Genomic DNA, 2,668 nt, shown 5'->3' on the forward strand with positions numbered 1-2,668 from the left:
CCACGGGCACGCCTGCGGCCTGCGCGGTGCGACGGGCCTCGGCTTTGTCACCCATACGGCGGATGGTGTCGGGGCTCGGGCCGACAAAAATCGCCCCGGCGGCGAGCACGGCTTCGGCGAAGTCGGCGTTCTCGGACAAGAAGCCATAACCCGGATGCACCGCGTTGGCGCCAGTGGCTTTTAGCGCGCCGATCAAGGCCTCGATGTTCAGGTAGCTTTTATCGGCGCGGGCCGGGCCGAGGATGTGGACCTCATCGGCCATGCGCGCAGCCTGTGAGTCGACGTCGGCTTCGCTGCACGCGGCCACGGTGGGAATCCCCAACGCTTGGGCGGCGCGAATAATCCGCACGGCGATCTCGCCACGGTTGGCGATCAGTAATTTATGAATGCCTTGGGTCATGGTCGCGCCCTTACTCGTGGTCGAGCGTTGCGATGACCTGGCCCGGCTCGATCGGGTCGCCGTCTTCAACCAGGAAGGCGCTGACCCGACCGGCTGCCCCGGCGGTCAATTCAGAAAACTGCTTCATGACTTCAATCAAGCCAATGACCGTGTCGGCGGTGACCTGCGCGCCCACTTCAACAAAGTTGTCCGAGTCCGGTGAAGCTTTGCGGTAGAACGTGCCCGGCAATGGGGTGATGACGGTGTGTTCGGCCATGTCTGTTCCTCTTGGAATAGTTGTAGAAAGGCAGGCAAAAAATGAATCGATGCGTAAACCCTGGTTTCTGGCGCCAGGTGTTCAGGGGTTAACGTGGCGCGCGCACCTTGAGCCCGGCACCGTCCAGTGCGCCGCGCACCGCTTGGGCCAAAACGAGCGCGCCCGGCGTGTCGCTGTGCAAGCAGATGGAGTCGAACTCGATGGCCAGGTCTTCGCCTTCGACGGTGCGCACCACGCCCTCCTGACAGGCACGCAACGCACGCTCGGCAACGTGGGCCGGGTCGTAAGCACGCACATTGCGGGTAAACACGATGGAGCCGCTGAGGTCGTATTCGCGGTCGGCGTAGAACTCGCGAACCACCGGCTGGCCCAGCGCTTGCGCGATGCGGCAGATCACCGAACCCGGCATGCAAAACAGCAGCAGCTCTGGCTCCAGACGTTGCAGGTTCTCGACCAGCAAGCGCGCCGCTTCTTCGTCGCGGGCCAGGTGCATGTAGAGCGCGCCGTGGGGTTTGATGTGTTGCAGTGCAACGCCTTGAACACGCGCCAGCTCACGCAGGGCGCCGAGTTGGTAGAGGATGTCGTCGACCAGTTCCTGGGCCGGGGCATTGATGTGGCGACGGCCAAAACCGACCAGGTCGCGAAAGCCCGGGTGTGCGCCAATGGCCACGCCCAGTCGCTTGGCTTGCTCGATGGTGCGGCGCATGGTGCTCGGGTCACCGGCATGAAAACCGGTGGCGATATTGGCAGAGCTGATGAAGGCCATCAGTTCGGTGTCGACGCCATCGCCGATGGTCCACGGGCCGAAGCCCTCGCCCATGTCGGAGTTGAAATCTACGGTGTGCATGGGTGCTGCTCCTGGTGCTGATGACTGCATGCAAACTACGTTAGAGTGCTGCCAACCCCGTGGAAAGATCTATTAATAGATAGGATGCCTTCTGAAAAACAGATAGATGTCCTATGGAGTGCCCATGTCACTGACCCTGCGCCAAGTCCGCTATTTCGTCGCCACCGCCGAGATTGGGCAAATCTCCCAGGCGGCGATTTATTTGAATATTTCCCAGTCGGCGGTGACCACAGCGATCAAGGAGCTGGAAAGCACTGTCGGCACGCTGTTATTTCAGCGCTCGGTTCAGGGCATGACCTTGACCGAGGCCGGGCGGCATTTTCTGAACCGGGCCTACGTGATTTTGCGCAGCGTGGATGACGCCCTGAACAGCCCGCTGCCGGACATCCGCGCCAGCGGCGTGTTGCGCTTGGCGGCGAGTTACACGGTGATCGGTTATTTTTTGCCGCACCATTTGCAGCGCCTTGAACACTGGCATCCGGACGTCACCATCGAGGTCCATGAACAAGAACGCACAGCGATCGAGCAAGGGTTGCTGGAGGGCCGTTTCGACATGGCGGTGGTGCTGACGGCAAACCTGACGCACCCGGACATCGTCTCCGAAACACTCTTCAACTCGGAGCGCCGATTGTGGCTGCCCAGCCATCACCCGCTGTGCGAGCGCTCGGCCGTGAGCTTGGCGGATGTCGCCAAAGAGCCCTACATTTTGCTCACCGTGGACGAAGCAGAACAGAGTGCGATGCGCTACTGGGAACAGAGCCACCAACAGCCCAACGTGCGGGTGCGCACCAGTTCTGTTGAAGCAGTGCGCAGCATGGTTGCCAATGGCAGCGGCGTGGCGATCCTGTCGGACCTGGTGCACCGGCCGTGGTCACTGGAAGGGAAACGCATTGAAACCGTGACCGTCACCGACGCCGTGACGCCCATGAGCGTGGGGTTGGCGTGGCATCGCGAGCGCGACTTGAGCCCGGCGATGCAGGCGTTTCGTACGTACTTCCACGACGCCTTTTTGGCCCCGCAGCAGATATCGGCGCGGCGCTGATGCGGTGCAGGAGCGAGCTTTTTTAAGATCAAAAGATCGCGAGGCGAGCTCGCTCTTATCAAACATAAAATAACCCATTGTTTTTATTCAAAAAAACTACCCAACTTTTTCCAGTCGCCATCC

Annotated in this window: 4 protein-coding genes; 1 reads left to right on the plus strand and 3 read right to left on the minus strand. The window is 60.9% G+C overall.

The features are described from left to right. From GHO41_RS28875 to GHO41_RS28885, 3 genes are all read right to left on the minus strand, one after another. Positions 1 to 400 (minus strand): biotin carboxylase N-terminal domain-containing protein (locus GHO41_RS28875; protein ID WP_305977958.1); only part of this gene is annotated, 400 nt, incomplete at its 3' end. 10 nt (positions 401 to 410) lie between these two features. Further along, positions 411 to 656 carry an acetyl-CoA carboxylase gene (locus GHO41_RS28880; RefSeq protein ID WP_048366929.1) on the minus strand — a complete coding sequence of 82 codons (246 nt, stop codon included), beginning with the start codon at positions 654 to 656 and terminating at the stop codon, positions 411 to 413. A gap of 88 nt (positions 657 to 744) precedes the next feature. Beyond that, a complete protein-coding gene (locus GHO41_RS28885) occupies positions 745 to 1,503 on the minus strand; it encodes a 5-oxoprolinase subunit PxpA (protein WP_048390969.1) in 759 nt (252 codons plus the stop codon). Positions 1,504 to 1,627: 124 nt separating this feature from the next. Between GHO41_RS28885 and GHO41_RS28890 the strand changes: the two genes are divergently transcribed. After that, entirely contained in the window at positions 1,628 to 2,545 is a 918-nt protein-coding gene (locus tag GHO41_RS28890; protein ID WP_153326089.1) for a LysR family transcriptional regulator, read from the plus strand. Positions 2,546 to 2,668 lie beyond the last annotated feature (123 nt).

This window comes from Pseudomonas sp. FSL R10-0399 (assembly GCF_009600165.1).
Taxonomy (GTDB): Bacteria; Pseudomonadota; Gammaproteobacteria; order Pseudomonadales; family Pseudomonadaceae; genus Aquipseudomonas; species Aquipseudomonas helleri.